Below are 22,560 nucleotides of genomic sequence, written 5' to 3'. Positions count from 1 at the left end.
TATTAAATTAATGTTAACAAAAAAGCGAGATCTTAGGGCCTCGCTTTTAGCATATTTAGGTACTGAGTATCACTGTATTCACATCGAAATACGCTGTACATCATTAAATATAGAAATGTATTTTATGGATACACAAAATTCCTCAATTTATTATACTGCTTATTATCAGTTGATTAAACCGACAAAATCTTGTTTGAAATTATAGTTTAATGCACTTTTACAAGTACATCGGTGCTGAGTTGCATCATTAATTTCTTCAAATAAGTTTCGAAACAAAGAGCCGTCTTGAAACAATCATCTGACAATTCCCAACCGCCTACGGCATAATAACGTAATGCAGTATTGTTCTGTACCTTTAATTTTCCAAAATAACTCAAGGCAAATGACCCCGTTTTGGGCGATTCGCCATAACCTTGATAGGCTTCGATAGGCAAAATAATCGCTAAACCTATGATAAACTCTTTGTTGTAGCTTTGAGCATCGTGTGTATAAAGTGCTATAAACTTTCCTTGTTTTATTTCGGTAACAGCATGTTCGGTTGCTACCTTGGGCAATCCAACCACCAACGTTTCGTCGCCCTCCAAGCCTGCAAATGTTACGGTATTTTGATAAGCATACATACCGGGCCAAATCGTTGGGCTTTCTATTAACTGGTACGTTCTGTTGGCTGTAGGTGTCCAATTATGATATTTTAGTTCAATTTCTGATTTCACAGCACCTTCGGTAACAATCTTAAAATCAGTGGATTCAATGGTATGTACCGTGTCGTTGGCAGTTACACCCACACGCAAAAGTTGGTTATCGGCCATCAGCCCAACACCACCCAAGCCTACCGAAAGCCCTTCGGCATTGCCAACGGGCAAAATGTCTCGTCCCCAATCCTTTAATACATGGTAATTGTCTTGTACAGCACCTGTTTCTGAAATACCCACGTTTTCGGGCGAAATAGCAGAAATTCTTTTCCCAAATAAATCTTTGGCATTTCTGCCATCATAATAGTGTCTAAAAGCCACTTTATCGTTTTCCCAAGTAGGGCCATCAGTTTGGTATGGCTGATAACCAATTAGTTTAGGTAATTGATTAGCATAAAAGGTATCGCTGGTTTGAGCCTGAACGGGGGTATCTTTTGAAATTCTTTTACCAAATCGAACACTTGTGCGAATCGGATAGGAGGGAGGTGTTTTGAGCCATTTAACCACTATTTTAAGGGTTGTTTTAGCAGGAATATCAGCCACAAAAAATAGTTCGTCCCATTGTCCATCGTTATTCAAATCATCAAGTTGTGAAGGGATTTCTTTTCCATGCTGATCAATAAGTTGTGGAAAAAGGTGTTTTTCGATGGGCGACACAAAATGTTTTCGAGTAATACTAATAGGTTTTTCCGTTAAATCAATCGTTGAGGTATTGGCAACCGTAATACTATGATGATGTGCGATTTGCGATACTACCGAAAACCGTACCAATAAGATTAGGGCTAAAAAAGAGATTTTTTTCATACAATTTCAGAAAATTTAAACAGGTTTTAACGCTTTAAAGTCATGTATTTATGCTATTAGCAAAATACTGTTTTTTAGTACAAGTAATGATTTTTTTTTAAATATAGCATAAGAAGCTGTCCAAACTTTTGTAACAGCGGCATAAATTCCCTAATTATTAGAAAATACTTATTGAGGAAACCCCAAAATCCTAATTGTGAACAGTGTTACAGGGCTTTCAACCTGATTTTTCGACTAGCAGTTGTACGACTTCAAGAAACACATCTTTGAAAGGGAGAGGTCACTTGGAGGATAGATTTTATTTTTGACAGGTGTAAAATCTTACTTTTTAGGCTTTTATGAAACTGCGTTATACGAAGTATCCTAGGGTATTGACAAAGTTTTTCTGTGATACTCTTGCTAGCATCGTATAACGCTGTAACTTTTTACATTATTAAACACAAAGCATTATAATATATTTACAATCAACTATTTAACAACAAAATCCGTAGGCTTTATTCTAGGAATAGTTATACGATTTGTTTGTGTAGAATGAGTTTTTTTTCGTCGTTTTCCCCACCAAATATAAAAGCCTGTAATGGGCAAACTTGCTCCGAAAAGTCCTGCAAAAAGGGCTAAAAATTTACCGATAAAACCAAACATTCGTCCAGTATGAATATCGTAGTTGGATACTCTGATTTTGTCGGCGGTAGTAAAGTTTTCGTACAAATCTTGGTTGAGTAATTTGCCTGTATATTGGTCGAAAATAAAAGTATTTTGTTTGCGTACCCAGCGATAAGGATAACGCATCACAAAACGATAATTTCCGATGCTGTCTTTGGGTAATTGGATGTTGGCAGAAGCATAATTGCCATAAGTACTTACAATTCCAAATAGGGAATCTATTGATGCCTTGGGGGCATGAGGTTGGTACACAGAGTTGACCTTTTTGTTGTAGGTCATTTTGGTATTAGTAATTTTGTAAATAGCCTCTGGCACGCTGTCGAATACCCAAAAAAGTCCCGTGAGCGTAATCGGCAATAAAATCCATAAGAAGTAAAACCCCCAAACATTGTGTAAATCGTAATTGAGGCGTTTTCGGGTAGCATTCCATTTCATCTTGAATGCCGATTTTAATTGATTACGCTTGGAAGGAAACCACAAATACAAACCCGAAAGCAACATCACAAAAAAGATAAGCGTATTCCATTTGATAATTTCTTCGCCGATATGCCCCAATAGTAGGTTTATATGGATTTGTACCACAATGGTCATAAAATCTCTGTCGAGTCGTCTTTCTCCATGAATTTTTCCTGTAAATGGGTTCATCGCTATTACTTTCTTTTTCTGGGTAATAACAAGGGCGGCGGCATTTTCGGGGATTGTCTTTAGTCTTAACTGATTTACCTTTTCTTTGGGATAGGCTTTTTTGAAATTAGCCAATAACACACTTGGAGCTAACCGCTGATGATTTCCGAAGTCGTTGACGTACAAAAATTCGGGTTTAGATACGTTGTCAAATTCTTCTTGAAACGCATACAATGCTCCAGTAATAGACACCACAAAAACCACTAGCCCAGAGATAAGTCCGAGCCAGAGGTGTATTTGACCAATAATTTTCTTAATACTTTTCATATTATAAAGTATAGTTAATTGTCAGCATCCAGCTTCGTGGCGCTCCTGGAAACATTCTGATTTTATCGTATCCGCCCACCCAATAGGTTTTATTGGTTAGGTTATTGGCATTTAATTGTATTTGGCATTTAGATATTTTATAGTAAATCGCTCCAGAAAAAAGCTGATAGGTAGGTATTACTTGCGGTTCAGCATTGGCAGCTACAATTGAACCCAAACGTTCGGTAGCAAAATTTGTTCCTAAACCAATACCCAAACCACTCAAACTTCCTTTGCCGATAACGTATTTCGTCCAGATATTGCCTTGGTGTTTTGGTGCATTTGGTTTCTGGCGACCAATTAAAGTTTCGTCTTTACTTTGGGTAAAAGTGGCATCGTTATAGGCATAATTCACAATCAAATTCCAGTTGGTAGCCAATTGCCCAATCACATCCAATTCTATTCCTTTAGAAACTTCACGTCCTACTTGCGTTAATAAATCGGGCTGCCCACTTACGCCTGCATTGTACAAAGCTCCGTCAACTGTCAATTGATAAATTGATACATTGGCCGTTAGGCGTTTATCAAACCAATCGGATTTTGCACCAACTTCATAAAGTGTACTATACAATGGGTCGAATGGCCCACCAGCATTCACGTTCGAAATGGCGGTTGAAGTTTGAGGTTGATAGCCTTTTACAAATGTGCCGTAAGCATTCACGTTTTTATTGAGGCTATACACCAGCCCTAATCTTGGAATAAGGGCTTTTTGGGTTACTTTATTTTCGGTAGCCGTTTTGTAATTTTCTAAATCTGTAAAATAGTCTTGACGCAAACCTAAAAGTACTTGCAGTTTTTTATAGGTAATTTGGTCTTGCAAATACACACCTTGTGTTGAATAAAAAGTAGGAGGATAGTCGGTTCTTTGGAAAAAATATTTGCTTATATCTGCCAAAAAGTAAGGATTGGCCGCCGTGAGGTCATAATGAGCCACATTGGGTACGGGGTTTCCGTTGGCATCTAGCAAGTAATTGGCTTTTTTGGTTGGGTCGTAGGTATTGATACTTCCTGTATTGGTAGCGTTTCTGTACCCTCTTGCCGTGAGTTGCGAACCGCCTGCTACTTGTACTTCTTGGGCGTAGTCGTAACCCAACACTACTTTATGAGCAGTTTTTCCTAAGTCAAAATCAATGTTGAAATAATTAGAAACGTTATCGACATTAAAGGTTCTTTTACGAATAAAAACCTGCATTTCTACCTGAGTATCAATCAACGCTCCTGCGGCATCTTTGGCATACGTATTGGCCGAGCGGTGTTCTAATAAATCTTCGTTATAAGAAGTACGCATAAACGAAGAGTTGAAACTTACATGATTAGAAAACTTATGGTTTAATGAAATCGTAGCATTATATACGTTTTCTTTGAGGTAATCATTTGAACGATTCAATGATTTAGAAATGGGCGTTGAATATAAATCACCAGTTCCTAAAACTGACTGTCCTCTGTCAAGGCGAGAATCACTGTTTTGTAAAACAATATCAAAATTTAAACGGGTTTTGTTGTTGGGTAAGAAGGAAAAGGACGGAGCAACGATATAATTTTTTTCAAATTGTAAATCACGGAATGAGCCTGAGTTTTCGTATCCTAAATTCAATCGGTATAATAGTGTTTTCTCTTCATTCATTGGCCCTGTAAAATCGGCGGTGGTACGGAAACTAGAGAAACTACCCATCGACATATTGAACGATTGGCGTTTTTCGTCTAAAGGTTTTTTGGTAACACGGTTCAGCGAACCACCAGCCGCTGCATTGCCAAACAAAGCCGACGACGGCCCTTTGATAACCTCGACACGTTCGATATGCGGAATGAGTTGCTGTTTCCAAAAACTTGTAAAAGCACGCATTCCGTTTACCAACATCGAATAATTATCATTTCCTGCCACACGGTGTCCTCTGATAGTCAGGTCATTATAAAATGAAAACTGACTTACACCACTCATGTTTTTCACAATATCATTTACCCGAAAAGCCGCTTGGTCTTGAATCAACTCTTTGGTAACATAACTGATAGATTGCGGCAGGTCTTTCAAAGCCGTTGCCGATTTTGAACCAATAAATGTAGTATTATTTTTGTACTCAGTTTCTTTTCGTCCTGTAATTTCGACCGTCTGCAACTCTGTTTGCGATTCGCCCAACTGAATCGCTAAGGGAGAATTATCATTACTAACTTTTACTTTTTGTAAAACCGTTTCGTAACCAATGCCCGAAAGCTGTAAAGTATATTCTCCTTCTTTGAGGTTGGCAATTGAGAAAAAGCCATCTTGATTGGTACTTGTACCAAACTTTGTGCCTTTCAAAATGACATTGATGCCTGGTAGTTTTGTGTTTTTAGTGTCTGAAATACTACCCGATAAGGTATTTTTCTGAGCCAAAACAGCAAGGCTCAGAAAAGTGAAGATACTTGTTAAATATAATTTCATGAATGTTTAAAGTTAAAATTTGAAGGTAACGCTACCCATTAAGCGACGAGGCATTTGTGGCTCTACCGTTGACCAACCACTGAAATATTCTTTGTTGGTGAGGTTATCAACTTTTAGCCCAACTCTGAATTTTTGTATTCCATAAAAAACAGTGGCATTCAGCACGGTGTAGCTTGGCAAAGTAAATACGCCTGTAATAGAGCTGTTGGTGATTTCATTTTTGCTGGCATAGTTTCCGCCAAAGCCCAAGCCTAAGCCTTTTATTTGGCCTTTCAAGAAAGTATAGCTTGCCCAAAAATTCACCAAATCGGCAGGGCCTGCACTGGTAGGGCGGCGGTTCAATAAGCTTTCGGCTACTTTAATTTGCTTGCTGTCGTTATGAGCATAGCCCAACATTACATTGAAGCCGTTGATAGGATTGGCAACTAGGTCTATTTCAACGCCTTTGCTTTTCTGTGAACCATCTTGAACGGTTACATTATACTGTTTTCCATCACGCACAATTACGTCGGAACGAGTCATATTATTGACCAAAATATCGTAGTAACTGGCTGTCAAACTCAGGCGATTCTGCAAAAGGTCAAGTTTTATACCCCCTTCGTACTGGTTAGCTTGTTGAGGCTTGAAAGTTCCGTCAATATCAGCAAAAGGCTGAATCACAGGCGATACATTTCTGAAACCATTCATATAATTACCAAAAACGGCTACTTTATCTTTCAACAATTGATACACTACGCCCAATTTTGGCGAAAAAGCATCTTGTTTATAATTACCAGAAGTAACACCTGTAGCAAAGTTGGTTGTACCAACGTTTTCAAAATGGTCAAAACGTAAACTTGCCATTACCATCAACTGCTCTGTAAGGTTGAATACATCCGAAACATAGGCACTATAAGTTTTTGATTCGGTCAAAGTCTTACTTGGCGAAGTATTGGCGGCCAATTTAGCATCCAAAGCTTGCTGTGTCAATAAGGCATAACGAGGGTCGTTGTCTTTACTGGTATTGATTTGGTCAAATAAAATATAAGCTGTGCTATTGTTGTGAGTAAGAAGATGTAGGTAATCAAAGCCCGCCAATAAACGGTTGCGTACTTTACCGATATTGAAATCCCCAATAAAGTTTTGTTGAATATTGGTGGTTGTTCCTGTGGCTGTTTGGTCGCTTACCAAGCGGCTAATGAGTGTATCGCTTGTTTGCAAATACATGATGTACGAATAATAACCATCTGATTTTCGGACACTTCTCGAAATATTCGTTTGCGAAGTCCATTTGTCAGAAATTTTATAATTAGCTTGCCCAAAGATATTAAGGGTATTATTGGTAATCGTAATATCGTTACTTGTGTATGAGCGGAAATAATTAAACTGTAACTCGGCAGGTGTTTTGGCAATAAGCGGGCGAGCCCTGTTCAAGAAAATCATCAATGGATTTGTTCCTGTTTGAGTCATGTATTCGGTAGTGATATTCACCGACAAACGCTCATTTACTTTGTAAGTAAGGCTTGGGGCTACAAAAGTGCTTTTCTTAAAGCCTGCATCTTGGAAGCTTCCCTGATAATTGGTAGAGCCATTGATTCTAAACAAAGCCGTTTTTTCTTTATCAAGTGGCGTATTGACATCAACAGCCAATCGGCTCAAATCATAACCACCAATCGAATAGCTAATATCACCGCCAAAAGTTTCGTAGGGCTTTTTGGTAACGATATTCAACAAACCACCAAAAGAAATCAAACTACTGCCAAAGAGTGTTCCAGAAGGGCCTTTGATACTTTCGATACGCTCAATATTGGCAGGGTCAATACCGCCATTGGTTTGACCAGCTACGCCATTAATCATAGTTGGCTGTACCGAAAACCCACGCATCGAGAAATAGCCAGCCCCGTCACCACCTCTTCCTGTGGCTGTCCAAAGGCGATTTACCCCTGGTGCATTTTTGATGGCATCGTCAAAGCTTGTTACCAGTTGTTCTTTCAGAAGTTCTTTACTTACCACATTATACGCTTGTGGATTTTCGAGGTTTTTCAGAGGCATTCGGGCTACGTAATCTGTTTCTTTTTGAGCAAACTTATTGGTAGCTGATACTACTACTTCCTGCAACTGATTGGCTGTTTCGACCAGTGTGAAATCTACGACAAGTGTCTGCCCAGCTTTTACTACTACCTGTTGTTCTTTGGTTTCCAAACCAATCAAACTTACTTTAATCGTAAAGCTTCCAGCTTTTACCCGTTCCAAACGGTACGTTCCGTTTATATCCGAGATAGTCCCTTTATTAGTACCGTTCAATTGTACATTCACAAACTCGGCAGGTTTGCCATCGGCAGTACTAATTCTGCCCTTGATTGTGGCATTTTGAGCAAAAAGGCCAATGCTATAAATTGTTAAAAGACATGTAAATAATAATTTCATCTGATTGTTTAGTTTAAAATACTAACTGTTTTTTCAAAAGTGAAAGTGATTCCACCCCATTGATTGTATCAATGGATACCAGATGTAGAAATATATAAGGGTATTTTCCTTGGATTAGTTAGGTAGTCGTTTAACTATCTGACTGTCGTTATATTTATTTAGACTTGTTTTAAATAATAACACAAATGTATATTAAAAATTAGAGACTTGACGCAAGTTATTTAGAATAAATATAAACAATATTGTATTTTATTGGAATTAACACAATAAATACAGGAATTGTAACATAAATAAAATCTACAGGATATCATCACCTTGTTTTCTTAGACATATTTCATGGGTTTACACCCATACTAAGAGCAATTCAGCATGTATTATCAAGAAGGCTTCTCTACCATTTTATTCACCAAATATATCTCTGAAAAGTATTTATGAAGCGTATAGTCATTTTCAGCAATAATAATCCAAACTAATACGTTCGGCATCTATAGTAGTTTTAGATATTAAATGATTGTATTTGAACATTATAAAAAACTAAGAAAAGCCCTTTTCTTATACTACTTTTTCATGTACATTTACCTAAGCTCAAAGCTGTATTTTATAAAAAATACAGCTATATATCATTCAAAAAGACTCCTTAAAATTATTTAGAACAAAAAATCAATCCCGAAGTGAATTAATAAATTAAAATAAAAAATTGATGAATAAACAAATCACACCGACAGACCTCTTCCTAGCAGTATTGGCCTTGCTTTTAATCAGTGTAAGTTTTTACCAAACTTGGCTAGGCTTAGAGCAGATTTTTGGCTCTGCCTCATTTGTAATAGCACTGGTGCTTTCTCTTCTGTTATTATTCTTGTTGTGGGTTATCAGAAACGCAAAGCTTGAAGGAAAATCAACAACAAGCCTTATAGGTATTTATATTTTTATAGCCTCTTTTTGCTTTATAGCCAACTTTAATGCCCTATATACTAGGTTTATGAAAACCGACATATATACAACGGAGTTAAGAAGCATTAACGAAAAATTCAATAACCTAGAAACGGCGGTCGAGTCTAACCTAAATTACTCTGTGGCCGATGCCAAAACCAGACAGGCTATCCGCAGTGAAATAAATCTTTTGAAGATTCAAATAACCGACCCCAAAAATAAAGGAATAGGAGCTGAAGCAAAACAGATTATTAGCAGAATAGAACAACTTCTGGGTAAAAAAATCACACCATTAACGCCCATTAGTAATAACCCAAGTGGGTACGAGGACTTGGCCAACCGTATGGAACAACAAATTATAGAAATGGTCTATAACTTGACCCCAGAGGAAAAAAATATCATGACCGATATTCACAATGCTTCAGTAAAATGGAATACCGATATTCAAAATACTTTATTACTACCCGAAAATGAAATCAATAGTACTGCTCAGGGCCAAATAGATAAATCCTTGACCGAATACAATAAATTAGGCAATCGAGCTAATGCTATTTTAGGAGCAGAAAAACTAAAGTTTGAGCCTGTTATATCAAAAACCCAAGAAGTCGGCAAAATCGGTTATGCCTTTAATCATGCCATTACCAACTTTGGAATGTATCAATTTGTGGTTTTTTTAGGTTGTATTTTACTTGACTTTGTAATCGTTATCATTATTCTTTTGATTACTTCTTCTGAAAACAGTAATCATCATCAAGGAGGGCTTGGCAAAAGAAAAGGTAAAACATTTATTCCCAACAATTAATATTTTCGAGTATGAGCAACGATAACGAAGAACTCAAGCCATTGTCATTTGATGAGGCTGACGATACATTAAAACCATTGAATTTTGATACTAAACAACAAGACAACACCGATTTTGTACCCTTAGCAAAACCTAATTCTAATGAATTAAAAAATAAAGACAGCAACTTTGTTTTATTTTTTGGGAGTGCATCCTCTGGCAAGTCTGTCATATTGTCTTCAATGTTATATTTCTTGAACTCTCAGGCAGGTGTTTTACGACCCAACCTAAGTACCCCCAATTCAAGAGATGCCATGATATTGTTATCAGATTTTTTTGATAATATTAGAAAAGGGATTTTTCCTAATAGAACCACCAAAGACCAAGTAACAAGGTTAGATTTTATTTTTGAACCTAATAATAAATCTAAAAAAGTTCCGCCAATCAATTTGACATTTCTTGAAACGGCTGGCGATAATAATTATGAAATCAGAAGAGGTGGCAAATTCCATAGCAGTATAGATACTTATTTAAGTGCCAAAATCCCTTTGACTATTATTATTGTGACAAGCCGTGACAATGCCCACAAAGAGGACACTTTTATCTATGAGTTTTTGAATGAACTTCACAAAAAAGAAAAAACACTACAATCTATCAACATTATTTTAGTGATTTCTAAATGGGATAAATCGGGTAAATTGGAGGTGGCTCATACCAACGAACTAGATGAATTTATAGCTGATAACTTACCAATTACCAATAAAGCTATAGATACCTACGAATTTAGTAAATCGTTTTATACTATTGGAGAATTGACAAGTATCAATGGCGAAGAAAGAATCAAAATTTTGAGCCTAGCTACTGCCGAGGTATTGTCTAAATGGCTCTATAGAAGTATTGTAGGTTATGATTTAGATTATGAAGGAACATTTTGGGAACGAATTAAATTCAGCATAAAAAATTCATGAACAACAATATATATTTAATAGCATTTGGAACATTTGGAAATCCTAATGGATTTCGACAAAGTTTTTATGACATCAATAAAAACTCGACGAATATCAGAGATATTACCAAAGGAGTTAAAACATTTGACTTGAATACTAATGCTATAAAACTATTGCCTAAGGCCAAAATATATGCCATTAGAAAAGAAAATATCAATGGAATCAGTGCTATCTCGTACGCTGTTTATAACTACGCAAAAGAACCCAACTCTGATAGAAGCGGAACTTTTATTGGCTCAAGTATTTTGTATATCAATGATATAGCAGAAGAAAATTTGACTACCAGTCTAATTAATGACTTCAATGAAACTATAGTTGCCAAAAATACAATAAAGGACACGATTACTGTTACTCATTCAGATAACCTTTCGGTGTCAAAGCCTAAAGACTTCGACAAGGTATCTTCGCTTTTAAAACCTATTGACGACATTAATTTCGATACATTCACGGGGAAAAACTTGGTTGTATATACCAGCGTCAAAACAGATAGACTACCCTATCTGTTTGCATCTTCTCTTACTCTACTCAATATTTACGATACGATTTATTTTACCGATAACAGTGAGGTCATAGAGTTTGTACACCAAAGAGGCATATTTCAATGGATTAAAAGTAAAGACTTTGACTTGGCCATTGAAACCCAGCAACAAGAACGAAAACAGAAAATTCAGCATTCTATTTCCGAATTTGGCAATGAAAAACAACAATTAGAAAACGACAAAAAAAGGCTCGTTAACGATTTAAGGCTTCAAATAGAAAATAATACAAAAATACATTTGGAGAACGAGCAAAATTTAAACGAATCCAAAAACAACCTTCATAAAATTGAGGAATATTACTCGCTATTTGCCAAGCAAATCGATGAATATATCAAAAAGCTAAATTCTGGTCAAAACCTTGAGTATGTTCAAAAGTTGTACAATGAGAATAAACAGATTTTTATCAGTAGTATCAACGAAGTAAAACAGCCACGCTTTACTAATAAAATCCCAAAAACGAAAGGAAACTCACAATTACGAATTGAAACGCTACAACCCACAACAACTACTCAACCAGAAAGTCATGAAGTGGTCTACGACAACAGCAATTATAATCTTAAACGCAAAATAGGCTTATTTAAGCGTTTGACAGCGTTATTGACCATATTATGGATAAGTACAGTCGTGTATTTCACTTGGTTTAATACCGATAACAAAGTACAACCAATTGCTGTAAAAAAAACTACTCAGATACCTCCTGAAACACCTCAACCTACGGTTCCAAATCTGAATCCTAAACCCAATTCAGAATTGAATCAAAACGATTTGGGCATTATTAGCAAACAAAAAATAAAAGGTAAGTCTTCCAAGGAGATTATTGATATTATTTTTCAAAAAAACCCAACAGATATTGCAAAGCATTACAAAGAACAAAAAGATGTATATTGGCAGGTATTGATTAAAGAAAATCAAGGCTGTTTTGAAGGAAATACATGTGTTAAAGACAGTCTAAAACACGTTCCTTCTTATAAACAATAGCACACACAACAAAAGAGGTGTAGAGTGGTCTAATCATTTTATGCCTCTTTTTTAATAATATTTATACCCTTGGGGGTATAAATATGAGTTGTTTTACTATTTTTATACCCTAAAAGGTATAAAAATAAATATAAGTTTATAAATATACCCTATTGGGTATAGTTTTATGAAAATAGCTCCATTTATCAAAGAAAAAAGAAAACGCTTAGGATTAACACAAATTGATTTGGCCGAAAAAGCAGGTGTAGGCTTGCGTTTTATTCGTGATCTAGAACAAGGAAAACGAACCCTTCGGCTCGACAAAGTAAATCAGGTATTAGATTTGTTTGGCAGTGAAGTAGGTGTTATCAAAAAGGAGGTATCCGATGAATAGGGCAGGACAGGTTTTTTATCAGGATATATTGGCTGGTATTATTCAGGAAAACGAAGATGGCTATACTTTCCAGTACGACGATTTATACTTACAACAGCCTCACCCTCAAGATATTTCACTAACATTACCATTGAGCCATGAAAGGTATTTTAGCAAAATTTTATTTCCTTTTTTCGATGGCCTTATTCCCGAAGGTTGGTTATTAAATATTGCTATTGACAACTGGAAACTCAACCCCAAAGACCGTATGGGATTATTATTGTCGGTTTGTAGCGACTGCATTGGGGCGGTAAGTATCAAAGCACTAAAAACCGATAGCGATGAATAAATGTTTGTATTGCTACGAACCTTTGAATAAGGGCGAAAAAGATTTTCATCCCAAATGTTCAAAGAAATTTTTCGGAACAAGTATTCCTCCAACATTGGCTTTTGGAAAAGCCGACCTTGGCCAGATGGCACAGCAAATCATTATCAAAAGCATTGCTGTTACGGGTGTACAGCCTAAGCTTTCGCTCAATTTGGAGAAAATCAACAATCAACAAAGTCGCTTTACCATTGTAGGGCTTTGGGGTGATTATATCTTGAAACCACCAACTGAAGCCTATGAGCAATTACCCGAAAATGAAGATTTGACTATGAAATTGGCCACCCTTTGTGGTATCAAAGCAGCCGAACATACATTAATTCGCCTAGTTTCGGGCGAATTGGCCTATTTGACCAAGCGGTTTGACAGACATAATGGGCAAAAAATTCATGTAGAAGACCTTTGCCAGTTGACCGAAACCCTTACCGAACATAAATACAGGGCATCGATGGAAAAAGTAGGCAAGCATATCCGAAAATTTAGTACCAATAGTGGTTTGGATACACTGAGTTTTTTTGAGTTAAGTATTTTTTGCTTTTTAACGGGTAATGCCGATATGCACCTCAAAAACTTTTCGTTATTGAAAACCTCCAATAGTGAAATACAGCTAGCTCCTGCCTACGACTTACTCTCGACTAAACTAGCAATTCCCGAAGATTTGGAAGAAATGGCCTTGACCATTAATGGCAAAAAAAATCGCTTGAAAAGGTTAGATTTTGATCAACTTGCCGATACCTTACAAATTCCAGCAAAATCCAGAGAAAGGATATATATCAAATTTCAACAAAAATTGCCTCAAATGATGGCCTTGATACAAATAAGCTTTTTGGAAGAACCACAAAAAAAAGCCTATCAAAATCTATTAGTTTATCGAGCCAAGCAGATTGAGCTATCATTGGGCTAGGAGTCGGGGGGTATCCAATCGGAATAGAAAACTTTATTCCGATTGGATAAAAGCTATTTTAAGGAGTCACAGCATTATTTTGAGCTGTATTTAAACATATTTTCAAGTCTTTATCAGCTTTGTTCTTAAAGTAAAAAGATTTTAACTGCACTTTCGTAAAAGTTTTATCCCCTTCTTTCAATTTAAGACACTGATTCACCTTGATATTAGTGAATTTCTGAGTACGGCCACTTCCATTCCATTTAATCTCGATTTCGTCTATAACGTTAGCTTGGCCAAGTCCAATTTCTCGTTTGAGAGGAGATGAGCCAAAACTTCCACCTGAATTGACATCTCGGAAAACACTCCTTTTTTTCCCATTTTCTATAAAAGTAATTTTGACTTTACTACCAATAGCAGCTTTATTGGCCTGCACACCTTCTAGCTGAAGCGACAGCCAACTATTATTGTTTTGCCCGGGGTTTTTAAAAAGAGAGTTTTGATACGAGTCGCCTTCATAAGCTCCACCCATTTCTATAAATACATCTTGGTCGCCATCGTTATCTAAATCTGCAAAGGCAACACCGTGGCCTTTTTGTAAGCTACCTACACGCCCCGAGGTAGTTACATCAGCAAATTTTTTCCCTGCCATATTTTTAAACATTTTGTTAGGAACTAACGATTGATAATTAGGATTACCTGTTCCTAAATATATGTCCAAAAAACCGTCATTATCTATATCTCCAAAATTAGACCCCATCGCGTATGCCGTTTTATTTAGGCCTATTTGCTTGGTAACATTGCTAAAAGTACCATCATGATTGTTGTGGTACAAGAAAGGTTGTCCCGTAAACTTCTCGGTCTTACCTAAACTTTCTTTGGCAGCATACACACCCAAGGTAGTTTGGAAAGTATAGTCACAGATAAAGATATCGAGCCAGCCGTCGTTGTCATAGTCCCAAAACCACGTAGGAAAAGTACTATGATTTTCATCGTTTAGGCCTGCTTTGGCGGTAACATCTTCAAAGCTGATTTGTCCTTTTGAAAGGGTATTTTTCAACAATACTTGTCGTCCATTCATGGCCGAAATAAAAATATCATTTCTACCATCGTTATCATAGTCGCCAGAGGTAACCCCTTTCACAAAAGCCGTAAGATTACATTTTGCTTTAGCTGCTATTTCGGTGAATGTACCATTTTTGTTATTGAGATACAGCTCGCAAGGGTGTCCTACCAAATCATCACTGGTTTCATTGCCAATAAACAAGTCTAGCCAACCGTCGTTGTTGAAATCGTTCCAAGTAATCGCTTGAGTAGGATGAAAAGAGAGTAAGCCCGCTTCTATAGTCACATCGGTAAATGTACCATCGCCATTATTGCGTAACAAAGAATTGGGCTGTTCGCCAAACGAACCAAGCATCCAAGCTCCACGTGCGACAAAAATATCTTTCAGACCATCGTTATTATAATCGGTTTGGGTAATATTGAGCCCTCCCGTAAACTTACTCAATCTGGATACATCACTAGCATCTGTAAAAGTACCATCGCCATTATTTTTGAAATAATGTAAATGCCCTTTGGTAATATTCCAGCTTGAGGTAACAACATCGACATACCCATCATTATTAAAATCCTCAATAATCACTCCTCCAGCTTGGTCTTTGGTATCAAGCCCCGTTTGCATGGCTATATCTTCAAAAGGCTTAATAGTGTACTCATCTTTTTGCCCCAAATTAGGAATCAAATACTGTTTAGGTACGCTTTGTGGGTATTCGCCAAGGGTCATATAAGCAATATTAATCAGCCATCGAGACTCCAAATCATCAGGATTTTTGGCAAGCATTTTTTCATATAAAGCAATAGCGGCTTTTGAACCCGACATATTTTTGTGTACTCCGCCATTACTAATAGGGAAAATACACATTTCAGCTCCATGATTATTGATACAGTTAGAAATTTCGCCTGCACGCAAATAAGCCATACCAAGGTTGGCTTTGATACCTGTCAAAAACCCGTAAGGTATACGGTCGTCACTTAAAAGAGGTACTAACGTTTGTATGGCAGCTTGGGCATCGCCTAGTTGCAACAATATATTTGACCGCTCAAATGCCCCACGAACATGTATTTCAAGGTCGCTTTTGGGCGTAATCTGTAAAATAGAATCAACAAAGCTAAGTTTTGCTTCTGGGCAAAAACTATTCCTATAATGATAAAATTTATGCTTGGTTTCGTCCAGAACATCTAGCATTTTTTGGTCTGGCTCTTGCTTTTTACACGCCAGTACAGCCATTATTGCTAAAGCAATAAGACACAGGTTGGTAGTTTTCATTACATAGTTATATAAAGCTTTTGGAGTAGGAAAAACCTTTACCCAAAAACAGAGAAATAGATAGATTTAACAAAAAATGTCGACAATAGCATAGCTGTTCAATGCAATAATGTGCTGAACAAATGATTGTCTCGATAAGAAGATGTTAAATAAGCCTGGGCGGGGGCGATACTATTTCTAAAGAACTATTAGGAAAAACTACAAGATAAGAGAATATACAAAAATTAGCAGGCACAACACTTATATCCTGTTTTGACAAGGTCAATAATTTGTTGGGAAGGTATTGTGAAAGAAGGTTCTTACAAAAATTAAGAGCTCTTTTTTGAGGGGATTGTTTGGTAGTATTGCCATCCGAAAAATCAGTATTGACTTCATTGGCTAAAGCTGCAAATTTTTCTCGTGCCGATTGATTAGTTTTAATTTTTGTGATTAAAGTATCGTTGGCATAACGTTGCTCAACAATATTATAAAAATCACCTTTGTATTCGATGAGGGCTTCGCTAGGAGCGGTATTCTCAAAGTCGGCTGTATATGGCAATGAAATAGGAATCCGAACTTCCAAAAATTCGTCGTTCAATTCGGTAGGACTTACATGTGAATATTCTTTATCAAAACATAACAGCACAATTCCTGTACTAAACATATTGTATAGTAACAGTGCAATGAGCGATATACTAATGATTTGCTTCACAGGTTTATAAGATATAGACAAATTTATATAAATAATATCACATAATTTATTTTCAGTCAACAAATTCTATCCTTCCATTCCATTGGAAAGGCTAGAATTTGCCAAAATAGTCGTATCAAATAAGCCTGCTGAATAACAATTGTAGGATTCCGAGCTTAAAAAATTCATTATCATACCCCTTTTGCAACAAAAAGCTCAAACTTCTTTGGCTGGATTACTTTTTTATGTCCAATTATAGTCTTTATGGAATTACCCCTCAAGTTCTGTAAAAATACCCCTCAATACATTATTAGTTTTGTCCTATTTTTACAAAGAAAATTTCAAAAATATTATTTTGACATTGATCAACCGCTCTTCTTTATGAGCTTTTCACTATTCTAAACAAACCGATAACTATGAACAAAAAATCTGTATTATTATTAGGGCTGTGTGTTGGCCTACATTGGGCTTGCAAAAGTACCTTAGTTACCGACGAAAAATCTAGTATTAGCCCTGAAAGTACAAGAGTTGCCATTATACCCTCATCTATTCAGGGAGTTAACTGGGCCGACAGTCGAGATAACTTTGTAGATGATAAGCTATTACTTTCGGGAACAGCCCTCAACGACAGCTATACTACCATACAAACCAAGGGAACACCTATTGTAGATGCCTTTTTGAAAATTGGTGTCAATACCATCAGAATACCTCTCAACCCACCGACAGTACTCGACCCTTGGTGGAATAGCTACACTGGTGCTATAGACTTGGCAATTAGTAAAGGAATGAAAGTTATTTTATGTCCGTGGGAAGGAAATTCATCGAAAGATGGTAAGGTCGACAACCTTACTTTGTTTTGGAATATGTGGCAAACCGTTATTAATAAATATGGCACAAACGAACAGGTCTTATTTGAGGTATTCAATGAGCCGCACGGCTATACTGCTACCGAATTAAAACAATTATATGCCAGTTTTTTGACACAGTATTCTACTATTCCCAAAGACAGAATTTTGCTAGGAGGCCGAGGATACTGCGAATTTGTGACCGAAATAGCAAGCGATAATCAATTTGCAGGTTGTTTATTTTCCTTCCATGACTATTCATGGTTTGGGAGTAACGTGGCTACCACCGCTAATCGAGAACAACATATACAGAATAGAGTTGGGAGTTATGCCAGCCGAACAGTAGTAACTGAATTTGGCACAAGCTTAACGAATGGAAAAAACTACTTGGCAAGTCCCAATGGCGATGTTGAGATAGCTTATTTGCAAGGCATTACCAACAAAATACAAGCTAACCAAATGGGCGGGGTTTACTGGCCTGGATTACGCAATGGCGATAGCTATAGCCTTTATAACTACAATGGCAGTACAATGAATATCAATAATGTTACAGCACTAGCCAAAATTCAGTTTGCTTGGAACAGTATTGCTATTGCTAACAATGCTACCTACAAAATCACATCGGCCAATAGCAATAAAGTACTGGATATAAACGGTGGTGTTTCTGCTACTAACAACGGTGCCAAACTACAACAATGGACGTGGTCAAACACCGACAATCAGAAATGGTTACTCCAAAGTGTTGAGGCTGGTATTTATAGAATTACACCTGTACATAGTGGCAAAGCGTTGGATGTAAATGGTGGAGAAACAGCCACACAAAACGGGCCTTACCTCAACCAGTGGGATTACTATGGCGGAGCAAACCAAAAATTTGCATTTGCTCATCTTGGCAATGGCAATTTTGCCATAATAGCCAAACACAGCGGAAAAGTATTGGATGTTAGCGGAGCTAGTACTGCCAATGGTGCTGACATTATTCAATGGCAATATTCGGGAGAAAGTAATCAACTCTGGAAGGTTACACAATAGCCAATCGCTTACCCATAAAACACTCGGTTTCCCTATTAGCAGGCAGATGTATTGGTTTACTAATAGGGATTTTTTTATTTTCTCTGCAAAAAAACTTGGCAACCTTGTCTAAATCATGGTTTTGATACTCTCAGAATTAGCCTATCCAAAAGAGCCTTAATCTTCCTAATTCCCTTATCTAAAAGCAAACAATTGTATCTTGGTAACGAATATTTATCAAGAGTAATATCCTAGTTTATCCTGTTTTTGAAAAAAAAACCGCTGTATTGACGAAAAAAAACAACTATTTTATCTTCCAAAATCAGGAAAAATACCTGAAGATATACCCCTACAACCTATTACAATTGTACTATTTGAAAAAGGTGATTTAAGTGGAAAAAGGTTTTTCTTTGAATACGTATATCGAAATACGTGTAAATTCCGCAAGCGATTGCATAAAGCATTTAAAGAGGTTTTGGCAATTTTATTGAACATTTCAGCCTTTTCTAAAAAATAGTACTTAAAAAAGTATTTATAGGAAAAATTATATTTTCAATACTATAAAATAGAAACAATTAAAGAATCAATTAAATAAATTTAAGCCTGTGTATTCAGGACGGAGCATGATGGTTTAGGCTAGGCATGATAATACCTTTGATAAAAAAGACAAAATAATATAAAATTAATCACATTCACTAAGTGTCTTTTCTGTCAATTATTTCATAAAAAACCTAATATCAATGCTAAAAAAATTACTAAATGTGGGTATGCTTGTAGCCTTAGCTGGAAGTTATACTCAAGTTGAAGGTAAAGGCAATTTGGTACTTGCAAAAGAGGCTAGTTTGCTACATTCTGTAAGAGCAAGTTTGGCTTTATCGATAACTGGAAAGGTTACTGGAAGTGACGGAGAAATTCTTCCAGGGGCAAGTATCAAAATCAAAGGTACAAACCAAGGTACTACTACAGGAGTAGATGGTTCTTTTAAGCTCAACGTACCCGATGGAAATGCGGTGTTAGTAATTTCTTCAACTGGCTACGAAACCAAAGAAGTAGTAGTTGGCAATCAAACCGTGATTGATGTAGTTTTACAAACCGATACAAAATCTTTGGAAGAAGTTGTTGTAATTGGGTATGGCGAACGCAGGAAGTCGGACGTTACGGGGTCGGTAATAAGTGTAAGTGCAAAAGACCTTACTCAAAGACCCGTAGCCAATGCTTTACAAGGTATGCAAGGAAGAGCAGCAGGGGTTGACATTACATCGAACGAAAGACCCGGCCAAGTAGGAAATATTACGATTCGTGGGGTTCGTTCTTTAAAAGCTTCTAACTCACCTTTGTATGTTGTCGACAATATTCCTTTAACCTCTGGAGGTATCGACAACATCAACCCTAACGATATTGAGTCGGTTGATATTTTGAAAGATGCCTCAGCAACTGCTATTTATGGCTCTCGTGGTGCCAATGGTGTAGTTATTATTACAACTAAGAGAGGGAAAAATGGTAAATATACCCTGAGCCTAAACTCAACTTTTACGTCTGAAACCTTGCAAAATAGCTCTCCACTGATGGACGCTGCCGAGTATATCGACTATCGAAGATGGGCCTATTATTATCTGAATCCAAATTTGTACCCTCGTGGCGATAAACCTACTCAAGCCAACGACTTTTTGATTTTTAAAGGCTCTGGAGATTTACCAACATGGAATAATATTCTGAAGGGGTGGTCAAACGGTAATTGGGATGGCTCGCAGGTAGCCAATACCGATTGGATTAGTATGGTAACTCGTCCGTCATTGACGGGTCAACATACCCTTAGTGTAAGCGGTGGTACAGAAAAAATGAAAGCTTATGCTTCATTTGGTTTTATCGACAACCAAGGTACAGTAAAGGGGCAAAGCTACAAACGCTATTCGGCAAAATTAAGTGTTGATATTAAACCTAATAGCTGGTTTTCTATGGGTGGAGTATTGAACACCGCTTACGCTGTCAACGAATATGGGCAGTCGGACGCTGGTAAAAACACCAACGTAGGAGCATCGGGCTTGTATGAAAGTGCTAGAAACCTGTTTGCTTATGCTATGCCTTACGATGCCAACGGAGTGAGGTCTTTGTACCCAGGAGGCGATGACGCTATCAAGACAGTAATAAAAGAAGAAGAATATTCACAAGACCAACGCACCAATTTACGTGTTTTTGGTAGTCTTTATTCTGAAATTAATTTCGCTGGTTTTTCAAAAGCTTTAGATGGGCTAAAGTTCCGTATGAACTTTGGGCCAGATGTATCATTCAATAAAGCGGGGGTATTCTTAAATGCTAACTCTGTTATCAGAACAGGGTCGAGCTATGCTTCTTTAACCAAAGACCAAGCCACTTCATATACTCTTGATAATATACTTACTTATACCAAAACCATCAATAAGCACCAAATTAGTGTGATGGCACTCCAAACCCAAACAGAATGGAGTTATGATAAAAACAGTATGGCCGCCGATAACGTACCAATGTCGAGCCAAAAATGGAATGCCCTCAATATTCCATTGTCTGCTTGGAGTTCTTCGTTATCAGAAAGACAACTTCGTTCATACCTTGGACGTATCAATTATGACTTCAATAACAAAATTTTAGTAACTGTTTCAGGACGTTACGATGGTGCTTCACAATTGGCAGAAGGCAATAAATGGGCGTTTTTTCCAAGTACTGCTATAGGTTGGAGGCTAACCAACGAACCATTCTTGGCTAATCAGCCTTGGATCGATGACCTAAAAGTACGAGCAGGCGTAGGTGTTACAGGTAACTCGGCTATCGACCCTTATGCTACACAAGGAGGGCTTTCTCAAATCTATTATCCTTTTGGCGGTACACTTACTACAGGCCAAGCCAACAACTCGACTTTGGCAAACCAAGATTTAACTTGGGAAAAAACAACACAATTTAACTATGGTATTGATTTCTCGTTTTTCAAAAGAAAAGTTACAGGTACTCTCGATTATTATACGTCACATACCACCGACTTGTTGATGTTAAAAACGATTCCATCGGTAACAGGTTTTGTGAATACGTATGCCAATATCGGTGAAACAGGCAGCCAAGGGATTGATTTGACAGTAACAACAGTCAACCTCAGTAGAGGTGGTTTTGAATGGAGTACCACATTCAATGGCTCGTGGCAAGACAACCATATTATTTCATTGGCCAATGGCAAAATTGATGATATTAACAACAAATGGTTTATCGGACAAAGCCAAGGTGTAATTTACGATTATCAGGCCGTTGGTTTGTGGAAAGAGGCCGATGCAGCCGAAATGGCAAAATTCAATGCTAACGGACAAGCATTTACATTGGGTTCTGTACGTCCAGCCGATTTGAATGGCGATTATAAGATAGATGCCTCTAACGACCGTAAAGTATTGGGAAGTACCATTCCCAAATTTATTGTGGGCTTCACCAACACCTTCGACTACAAAGGCTTCTCGCTGTCTATCATGTTGTATGGTCGTTTGAAATACTTGTATAACACTGGTGGCGAGGTGCTAGGCGGGCGTTTTAACCAGCGCCAGTTGAGCTACTATACACCAAACAACACCAATGCAGATTATCAACACCCATATTACACAGCAGCAGCTGGTGACCCATACTACACGGCATTGGGCTATAAAGATGGTTCATTTATTAAAATTAGAAATATTTCATTGGGCTACAACTTACCCGAAAAATTCTCGAAAAGTATTGGTGTAAGCAGTTCAAGAATTTATTTCCAAGCACAAAATTTAGGTATGATTTACAACAATATCAACTGGATTGATATGGATTTGCAAAGTTCAGCTTGGAATAGAGGCTTCACAATGGGTATCAATGTTGATTTTTAACTTCTAATGA

At 37.1% G+C, this 22,560-nt stretch carries 14 protein-coding genes; 8 read left to right on the top strand and 6 right to left on the bottom strand.

Translation table 11 applies throughout. From position 1 onward, the window contains the following. Nucleotides 1-206: 206 nt before the first annotated feature. The 4 genes from FLEMA_RS0101175 to FLEMA_RS0101160 form a co-directional block, all read right to left on the bottom strand. Nucleotides 207-1,496: a DUF4861 family protein gene (locus tag FLEMA_RS0101175; RefSeq protein ID WP_026993874.1), complete on the bottom strand. Its 1,290-nt coding sequence runs from the start codon at nt 1,494-1,496 to the stop codon at nt 207-209. A gap of 468 nt (nt 1,497-1,964) precedes the next feature. Further along, nucleotides 1,965-3,110: a PepSY-associated TM helix domain-containing protein gene (locus FLEMA_RS67125; RefSeq protein WP_052353901.1), complete on the bottom strand. Its 1,146-nt coding sequence runs from the start codon at nt 3,108-3,110 to the stop codon at nt 1,965-1,967. Nucleotide 3,111: 1 nt separating this feature from the next. Next, nucleotides 3,112-5,568, bottom strand: coding sequence for a TonB-dependent receptor (locus FLEMA_RS0101165; protein ID WP_026993873.1), 2,457 nt, complete (start codon nt 5,566-5,568; stop codon nt 3,112-3,114). Between the two features lie 12 nt (nt 5,569-5,580). Beyond that, on the bottom strand, nt 5,581-7,974 hold the full coding sequence (locus FLEMA_RS0101160; RefSeq protein ID WP_026993872.1) for a TonB-dependent receptor: 2,394 nt from the start codon (nt 7,972-7,974) through the stop codon (nt 5,581-5,583). Between the two features lie 700 nt (nt 7,975-8,674). Here FLEMA_RS0101160 and FLEMA_RS0101155 point away from each other — a divergent pair. From FLEMA_RS0101155 to FLEMA_RS0101130, 6 genes are all read left to right on the top strand, one after another. Further along, a complete protein-coding gene (locus FLEMA_RS0101155) occupies nt 8,675-9,706 on the top strand; it encodes a hypothetical protein (RefSeq protein WP_026993871.1) in 1,032 nt (343 codons plus the stop codon). Between the two features lie 11 nt (nt 9,707-9,717). Then, nucleotides 9,718-10,653 (top strand): hypothetical protein, encoded by a 936-nt coding sequence (locus tag FLEMA_RS0101150; protein WP_026993870.1) that lies wholly within the window; start codon nt 9,718-9,720, stop codon nt 10,651-10,653. Further along, nucleotides 10,650-12,209 (top strand): hypothetical protein, encoded by a 1,560-nt coding sequence (locus FLEMA_RS0101145; RefSeq protein WP_026993869.1) that lies wholly within the window; start codon nt 10,650-10,652, stop codon nt 12,207-12,209. Before FLEMA_RS0101150 ends, FLEMA_RS0101145 begins: the two co-directional genes overlap by 4 nt. Before the next feature lie 166 nt (nt 12,210-12,375). Then, nucleotides 12,376-12,582, top strand: a complete 207-nt coding sequence (locus FLEMA_RS0101140; RefSeq protein WP_026993868.1) for a helix-turn-helix transcriptional regulator — start codon at nt 12,376-12,378, stop codon at nt 12,580-12,582. Further along, nucleotides 12,575-12,910 (top strand): HipA N-terminal domain-containing protein, encoded by a 336-nt coding sequence (locus FLEMA_RS0101135; protein ID WP_026993867.1) that lies wholly within the window; start codon nt 12,575-12,577, stop codon nt 12,908-12,910. Before FLEMA_RS0101140 ends, FLEMA_RS0101135 begins: the two co-directional genes overlap by 8 nt. Continuing rightward, nucleotides 12,903-13,850: a HipA domain-containing protein gene (locus FLEMA_RS0101130; protein WP_026993866.1), complete on the top strand. Its 948-nt coding sequence runs from the start codon at nt 12,903-12,905 to the stop codon at nt 13,848-13,850. Before FLEMA_RS0101135 ends, FLEMA_RS0101130 begins: the two co-directional genes overlap by 8 nt. Before the next feature lie 58 nt (nt 13,851-13,908). On the opposite strand, the gene FLEMA_RS67120 is transcribed toward FLEMA_RS0101130, so the two are convergent. Then, on the bottom strand, nt 13,909-16,158 hold the full coding sequence (locus tag FLEMA_RS67120; RefSeq protein WP_044170400.1) for a CRTAC1 family protein: 2,250 nt from the start codon (nt 16,156-16,158) through the stop codon (nt 13,909-13,911). Nucleotides 16,159-16,303: 145 nt separating this feature from the next. Then, entirely contained in the window at nt 16,304-16,849 is a 546-nt protein-coding gene (locus FLEMA_RS0101120; protein ID WP_026993865.1) for a hypothetical protein, read from the bottom strand. A gap of 395 nt (nt 16,850-17,244) precedes the next feature. Between FLEMA_RS0101120 and FLEMA_RS67115 the strand changes: the two genes are divergently transcribed. Together FLEMA_RS67115 and FLEMA_RS0101110 are read left to right on the top strand one after the other, a co-directional pair. Further along, on the top strand, nt 17,245-18,705 hold the full coding sequence (locus FLEMA_RS67115; protein WP_052353899.1) for an RICIN domain-containing protein: 1,461 nt from the start codon (nt 17,245-17,247) through the stop codon (nt 18,703-18,705). A 719-nt stretch (nt 18,706-19,424) separates the two neighbouring features. Then, complete coding sequence (locus tag FLEMA_RS0101110; protein ID WP_218918512.1) at nt 19,425-22,550, top strand: SusC/RagA family TonB-linked outer membrane protein; 3,126 nt, start codon at nt 19,425-19,427, stop codon at nt 22,548-22,550. Nucleotides 22,551-22,560 lie beyond the last annotated feature (10 nt).

Source organism: Flectobacillus major DSM 103 (assembly GCF_000427405.1).
In the GTDB taxonomy this organism is placed as follows: Bacteria; Bacteroidota; Bacteroidia; order Cytophagales; family Spirosomataceae; genus Flectobacillus; species Flectobacillus major.
The sequence above is the reverse complement of the archived record's forward strand: the minus strand, read 5'-3'. Positions and strand labels throughout refer to the sequence as shown.